The following is a 6,959-nucleotide window of genomic DNA, read 5'->3' as shown; positions in this document are numbered from 1 at the left end:
AGAAAAAATATGAAAAATTTATGTTTAAAACAATAGATAAACAAAAAAAATAAAAAAGAAATAATTAAGAACATTTTTTACAGATTATTCATCAATGTCCTCAATGAACTTATTGATTCCTGATTTGACAGTTCCACTAATCCCAATTGTATTGATAGCTATTTTATTCCTGTTTTGCCTTTTCATTGTAGACAGTGCCACCCTTACATCATCACAGTAGGATCTTCCGCATCTTAAGACTGTCTTATAATTAAATATAGGCTCATTATTTTGAATAGTTTCACTGACAAGATAGTGTCTCATCACCCATAAATCAAAGTTGCTTGATTGGTTCTCTCCCCAATACCTAATGCACCCATCCCAACATATAGGTAGCATATCTTCTTTGGATAATTCGACTTCTGACTTTACATCAAGAATCAAATAATGATAATTTTTTCTAAGTGTGGGAGGCAATACCTTTAACTTCATGATTCTTCCTCCTCAAAAACCAATTCTATATCATCATAATCATCATAATCATCATAATCATCATAATCCTCATAATCCTCATAATCCTCATAATCCTCATAATCTTCATCAATATCAGAATCATCCAATTCATCAAAATCCTCTACAGATTCATCATCGAATGGCTCAAATTCTTCCAAATCACTTTCTAAATTGTCATAAGTGTCAGTGAAATCATCACTTTCAATGACTTTCACTCCATTAATGATCATCTTATCCCTTTCACTGTTGAAATCAACGATTTGCTTAGGATAATAATAAAATCCATTATAGATCTCTTTATCGGTAAATCCAATTGATTTGAAGAAAGAGACAATATCCCTTGTTGACCTTACATGATATACTGATTTGGAATCTGTTGTAAGAATCAATGGGAACTTGAATTTACGATGAAACATCAATATCTCCTTAAAGCTGCTTATTACATTGGCTCTGTATCTGAGATGATTGTTTAAGATGTCCCTAAAGCATAATTCAATAGCTACATTATTTTTTACAGCTTCTTTTGCAAGAACATGATTCATTCCAGAATCCCTTCTTTTATAATAAGGTCTTGACAATACATCTATCCTATGATTTTCACATACGCTGCGATTGATCTTTAAGTCTCCACCTAAACAGCTTATATAATTAGCTTTATTCCGATACTTGTTGATTATTTTTCTAATCTCATTGGAATTGGCATTCAAAATATTTATTCCCATAGAAATGTCTGCATGCTCAAAATTAGTATTTTTATTTCTATAGGTCTGATTAAAGTCAACAGAAGACAATTCATCCATTAAATCATCTTTATACTGAATAGCCTTATCAAAATTATCAGGAGAATAATTTAAATTAAGATAATCCCATCCAAATCTATTGGCTTCCAAAACTAAAGCCAAATCTTGGTCAAAATCCTGTCCTCTTAGATTCATATCATAAAATTTCATTTGATTACCTTAATTTAATTGTTTAAAAAAATCATATTATATTTAATAGTTTATAAGAACTAATTAAAATATTTTAATTAATTATTAATCTTAATAGTTTTAGTTTTTAATATTCTCTGGGAAAATTTCAGAAATCTTATTGATTGCAACCTCTTTCTTAGCAGGGTATGCTGCAATTTTAATCTTTAAGTGAATGCTGTCTCCACCGTCCAATATTTCCCACTGCTCTTCTGCAGCTTTCTCTTTGGATAATCTTAAGAAAAGGTTACCTTTTTCATCCATTTTCTTATCCAAGTCATTATACAATTTGACCAATTGATCTTCTCCAATAGATGAAATGAGATTGTTTAGGAATTCCTTTGTTTCTCTTTTTTTGGAGATGGTTCCAGTTAAAATAAGCATTTTCTCTTCTAAAAGCCCTTCTGCTTCCTCAACTTCAGGTTCTGCAGTAGGCAATATATTTAAAAGAGCTTCTAAAATTTCATCTTTGTCTTCATTTTCGTAGATAAAGACACGATATCTAATATTGTGAATCATGATTTAACCTTTAAATTTTAAAATTATGAAATAACTTAAAAAATCTTAAAATAAGTAAAAAAAATAGTTGATAGTTATAAAAAATAGTAAAAAAATAAAAAATAAAAAGAAAAGTAAAATTAAAAAAAGATTATTTTAATCTTTTTTCACTACCTTTTCCTCTATTTCTACGGCCACGGCCTTTTTTACCAGCACTAGTTAAGCCTCTGAGAGCTCTGCTTCTGTGCTGACCTTCACAAATCCAGTTGATTTTAGGGTCGTTTTTAATAGAAGGACTTTGTGGGTCTACTAAAATTACTTCAAAGTATTTGTATTTTCCGTCAGCCCATACCCAGTAAGAGTTTAATACTTCCATGTTAGGGTATTTTTTAGCTACACGTTCTTCACCGATTCTTTGAATAGACTTAGCCATGGTAATTTTGTTTACACCCATTCTTTTTGGTCTACGACCATGTTTGAAACGAGTTTTCCTACGTCCACCACGTCTAACTTTTACTCTTACAACCACGAAACCTTTTTTAGCTCTGTAACCTAAAGATCTTGCACGATCAATTCTGGTTGGTCTGTCGATTCTAGTGATTGCAGGTTGTTTCCTCCATTGAGGAACTCTTTGCCACATAAGTTCTCTTACATAAGACTCATCTGGATTTTTCCATGCATCTCTAATATATTTGTACATCATTTTATTACCTCTTGTTCAGCTTTTCGCCACATCCAAAGGACAATATTTAAAATGGTTTTTTTTGATTAAGTGTATTAGTTTAAATAGAGTAGTGAATAGCTATTTAATTATTAATCAAATTTTAAATATTATAGTCCATAAGAGTTTAATAATTCAGTTAGAAATATGCTATCAAATAGCAAATATACTAACATATTATAATATTTACCAGTAATCATTTAAAAAGTTTTTGTATATAATAACTATTTTCATCTAAATCATTATAAAATTTAAGAAAATAAAAAAAAGAAAGAAGGATAATTAAAAAATAAAAATTTAAAATTAATTTACAAAATTTATTTGCGCCTCATCAATTAAAGGATAAATAATCAAACTGTCGCCATCAAGATTCTCCTTGTTTAAATTTACAGCAGTTATTTGATGATTATCATAGGTTTTATAATATAAAATACCCTTATTGGTGTTGTAGCAGGATGAATAAATTGTATATTCATATAAATCGGGATCATCAATAAATGTCAATCCTTTCTGTTGTTCAACAGATGCCAAAATATGGAAGAATTGAGAAACGCTTTCACTTTCACTTTCGCCAGAAAATGAATTTTCTTTAGTGAATGCTACTTTTACAAATCTTGATGATGAAGACAAATCACCTGGAAGTCCAATTGCACCCATACCTCTACTATAGGTATCCAATTCAAGATCTTTAGAGAAAGTATTTTCTGGTGTTTTAACAGACAAGTTCCTATAATTATTCAAATTGAATAATTGCATATCAAAGGTAGGATTATTAGTTAAAACTCCAACGGGATTATCATAAACTTTCAATCCATCTTCTAAAGGTTCAACAATAATAGAGGAATTTTCATCAGATATCATCCAATGAAGAGGTGATAAGGGCAGGTCTTCTGAATAGTTTATATTTACTAAATTAAGATTCAGAAGTAATTCTTTAACATCCTCTATCGACTCTGACTGAGATAACAAATAAGGAATGAATTCAAATGGTGTAACATTCACCATATCCTCCTCAATTTCCCTATAAACAGCATTTCCTGCAAAGTTAAGACCTGCAATAGCTACTCCTTTTTCATTCATTGCATCATAGTATAGAGGATATTCATCAATTCCTGCAGTAATTCCAATGATAGCAAAATGTGATTTCATGTCATCTATTTTTCTAAATTTGAATTCGTAGTTTCTTGGAGTTATGCAAACTCTTTCATCATACGAAATTTCATAGTCAAAGTTTCTGCCAAAATAATGATTTGCTCTAAGATATTCACTTGCAGTGCACATAATTGACCCTCACAAAATTAATCTAATAACTGTTTAGATATTTTTAAACTTATTAGTTAATTATATATTATAATCATCTAATATTTAAACTTTTATATAAAAAAATTAAAAAATATTATACAAATGTATAAAATTAAAATGATGAAAAATGGTCAAAGTAATAAAAAAATTAAAAAAAGTGGAAAAATGCTCAAAAATTTAAGAAAAAAGAATTGAAATATTGAAAAATACTCAAAATTGCAATGAAAACTATTAAAAAAAAAGTTACCAGTTAAGAGTAATTACTCCCAACTAGTGAAAAAGTTTTGGTCCAGGTTTTGCGCTCCGAAGGAGCGGAAAAGCTGGGTTATTCTTCAAATGGTTGTGGCAATGCACAAGCATCAGTTCCTTTAGCTAAGTATGTGTATACTAAAGCTGCAAGGATAGCACCTACAATAGGGCCAACTAAATAAATTGGGAAGAATCCCCAAAGGTTTGATCCACCAAGTAAGGTGTCCATTAAGTAAGGACCAAAGGTACGTGCTGGGTTAATGGATGCACCAGTGAATGCACCAAGAACGATGATTACAGCAGCTACAGTCATACCAATGGAAATACCTGCAACACCAGGGTCTGCTTTTTTATCCACAGCAACACCCATTACTACAAGCATCAAGAAGAAAGTACCGATACATTCAGCAATCATTGCTTGCATATATCCTACACTCAGACCAGGAGCGGTTGCACCTAATCCTCCGATTGTTACTGCAGGAGCACCTAAACATACGAATAATAATAAACTTCCTAAAACTGCACCGATCGCTTGTGCTACGATGTAGTAAACACTATCAATCAATGAAATGTTTTTGCTGACAAGCAATCCGATTGTTACAGCTGGGTTTAAATGTGCACCTGAAATTTTTCCAAATAAGTAAATACATGCCATTACAGTTAATCCGAATGCAAGTCCAATAGCTAACCAGTCTCCTAAACCACCAAGGAGTCCAATACCAGCTGCACCAGGATCAACACCATCATCAATAATTAAAGTTACAACAGCAGATCCTGTACCGAAGAACACTAGGAAAAAGGTACCAATTAGCTCTGCAATGAATTTTTTTGTAATATTACAAGAAGACATATTTTTCCTCCATAATTATTTTAAATTTGATAATTTGATAAATATAAATTGAAATCAAATAAACTAATTTAATTAATTCAAATCACTTAAAAATTAACCTAATTAATCTATTTAAAAAATAAAAAAATAATTAAGCCAATAGGCTTAATTAAATTTATAATCTATTTTAAAATGGAAATCTATACAGATTCTTTCCATTGACAGTATTCGTGTTTTGCATCAATCATACAAGATGCACAGTTCTTACATCCTCTTACAGGGGAACCAGGAACTTCTTTGTTAAGTGCAATGATGTTGGTCATCATTGTTGCAGTTACAGGTTCCGGAGTAAGTAAGCAAGGGTAGTCTGCAAGTCTCATTAATGAGGAGAATCTTACTGTAATTCCACAAGCAGGATAGGTGTATCTTTGTGGGTTCATAAGAACTTCATTGTGAGTGATTGCTCCTAAGTCAACTGCAAATCCATTGACTTTAGGTACGAGATCGATTTTTGCACTGCTTCTTGCTTTTCTAGCAGCAGTAATGTAAGTGGAACCTCTGTGAATCATGTCCATAAAGTCACAGTTGTGCAATTCTGCAGCTGCACCTCTGGTAGGATATTGTTGTACATAGTTGTGGAATCTTTTGGTTAATAAGTCTACAACCATAGCAGAGTTGAATCCGTCTAATTCAAGAATGTATTCGGTTGCACATGCAGTTGCACCTGTTGCTAAGTTCAATACTTGTGATGGGTGCATGAATTTGCCAATGTTGTCTTTTAAGGAAGCTTCCATTACTTTAGCGGTTGCTTGAATAATAGCTAAGGTTACGTCATCCTTACACATGTTGTAGCTTGCTTGACCAATGTGGTGACCTATATCACCAACACAGTATGCTGGTACGGTTACAATGTTACCATAGTGTACACCATCATCCATAGCAGCTTTGACAACAGGTCTCATTTCTTTTTTGTATCCTTCCATGAATGCTCTTACATCAAAGGAGGAGTGTCCTGCATCATCCATCAATTTTCCTTGAGCTTCTACAGGTTCTTTGTAAATCATTTGCATTGATTCGACTTCTTTTGCAGCTGCTTCTGCAGCGGATGCACCGTTTTCAATTGCATGAGCAAATGAGTCACCAATACCATAGGAAGTGTTCATACCCCATGATTTTGCAGAAAGAATAGCTTGTTTGTGCATTACAGGGATGTGAATGGTTTTCAAGATTTGGTTTACTACATTGGAAGTACTTCCTGGCATTAAAGCGAAGTCCACTACACAGGTAGGTCCATAGAATCCACCGTAACGACGTACGGATTCTTTGGTAATCAATGTTTCACTGTCAGCAATAGCTTGGATAAATGTAGCCAAACTGTCTGCAAATTCACCATCTTCCTCACAAAGGATTTCAAGAATAGGAGGAGTTTGGTAATGTTCAATAAATGGATCGTCTTCTGGTCTGATGGTTTCAGCGACAGAAGTCAATACTTTGTAATGGCTTTCTACAGATTTTTTGTGCAAGTCAATTACAGATTTTGCTTGACCGTCTGCACAGGTCATGCCTGCTACAGCATCTGCATATGGTTTTGCATCGGTAATCTTAAAGTCGTTGTATCTATTTGCACTAATTACATCAACATCTGCTTGAAGAGCAGCTACTGATTCATTAATCATTTTTTCATATAATTCATTCATCATAACACCACATTATATAAAAAATTCGACCGCTAATGTTTATTTTATTTAAAAGGTTAAATTAAATTAGTTTATTTTAAGAATTTAAATTAAATTAATTAATTCAAAAGGTTAAATTAAATTAATTCATTCAATATGTTAAATTAAAATAAACTGCTCTAAGATTAAGATTATATTGAAAAATAGATTAAAAATATTTAAAT

General features: G+C 31.9%; 7 protein-coding genes. All 7 read right to left on the bottom strand.

Annotated features, from left to right (window positions below; all coding sequences use genetic code 11):
• Positions 1-84 precede the first annotated feature (84 nt).
• Positions 85-471: an Rpp14/Pop5 family protein gene (locus tag ACKI67_RS07540; RefSeq protein ID WP_407462867.1), complete on the bottom strand. Its 387-nt coding sequence runs from the start codon at positions 469-471 to the stop codon at positions 85-87.
• The gene (gene rnp3, locus ACKI67_RS07535) at positions 468-1,442 is read right to left on the bottom strand and encodes a ribonuclease P protein component 3 (protein WP_407462866.1); all 975 of its coding nucleotides are present in this window, start codon (positions 1,440-1,442) and stop codon (positions 468-470) included. Before rnp3 ends, ACKI67_RS07540 begins: the two co-directional genes overlap by 4 nt.
• A 99-nt stretch (positions 1,443-1,541) precedes the next feature.
• The gene (locus ACKI67_RS07530; protein WP_407462865.1) at positions 1,542-1,979 is read right to left on the bottom strand and encodes an RNA-binding protein; all 438 of its coding nucleotides are present in this window, start codon (positions 1,977-1,979) and stop codon (positions 1,542-1,544) included.
• 130 nt (positions 1,980-2,109) lie between these two features.
• Complete coding sequence (locus tag ACKI67_RS07525) at positions 2,110-2,658, bottom strand: 50S ribosomal protein L15e (protein ID WP_407462868.1); 549 nt, start codon at positions 2,656-2,658, stop codon at positions 2,110-2,112.
• 324 nt (positions 2,659-2,982) lie between these two features.
• Positions 2,983-3,960, bottom strand: coding sequence for a choloylglycine hydrolase (gene bsh / locus ACKI67_RS07520; RefSeq protein WP_407462864.1), 978 nt, complete (start codon positions 3,958-3,960; stop codon positions 2,983-2,985).
• A 346-nt stretch (positions 3,961-4,306) separates the two neighbouring features.
• Positions 4,307-5,080, bottom strand: coding sequence for an MIP/aquaporin family protein (locus ACKI67_RS07515; RefSeq protein WP_407462863.1), 774 nt, complete (start codon positions 5,078-5,080; stop codon positions 4,307-4,309).
• A 179-nt stretch (positions 5,081-5,259) separates the two neighbouring features.
• A complete protein-coding gene (locus tag ACKI67_RS07510) occupies positions 5,260-6,756 on the bottom strand; it encodes a DUF2193 domain-containing protein (protein ID WP_407462862.1) in 1,497 nt (498 codons plus the stop codon).
• Positions 6,757-6,959: the final 203 nt, after the last annotated feature.

It is taken from the genome of Methanobrevibacter sp. (assembly GCF_045577275.1).
Classification (GTDB): domain Archaea; phylum Methanobacteriota; class Methanobacteria; order Methanobacteriales; family Methanobacteriaceae; genus Methanobrevibacter.
This window is presented reverse-complemented; position numbering and strand designations above follow the sequence as displayed.

Excerpts from the sequence above, each read along its gene's own strand:
- ACKI67_RS07540 (WP_407462867.1), bottom strand. The coding sequence starts at position 471 with ATGAAGTTAAAGGTATTGCCTCCCACACTTAGAAAAAATTATCATTAT.
- rnp3 (WP_407462866.1), bottom strand. The coding sequence starts at position 1,442 with ATGAAATTTTATGATATGAATCTAAGAGGACAGGATTTTGACCAAGAT.
- ACKI67_RS07530 (WP_407462865.1), bottom strand. The coding sequence starts at position 1,979 with ATGATTCACAATATTAGATATCGTGTCTTTATCTACGAAAATGAAGAC.
- ACKI67_RS07525 (WP_407462868.1), bottom strand. The coding sequence starts at position 2,658 with ATGTACAAATATATTAGAGATGCATGGAAAAATCCAGATGAGTCTTAT.
- bsh (WP_407462864.1), bottom strand. The coding sequence starts at position 3,960 with ATGTGCACTGCAAGTGAATATCTTAGAGCAAATCATTATTTTGGCAGA.
- ACKI67_RS07515 (WP_407462863.1), bottom strand. The coding sequence starts at position 5,080 with ATGTCTTCTTGTAATATTACAAAAAAATTCATTGCAGAGCTAATTGGT.
- ACKI67_RS07510 (WP_407462862.1), bottom strand. The coding sequence starts at position 6,756 with ATGAATGAATTATATGAAAAAATGATTAATGAATCAGTAGCTGCTCTT.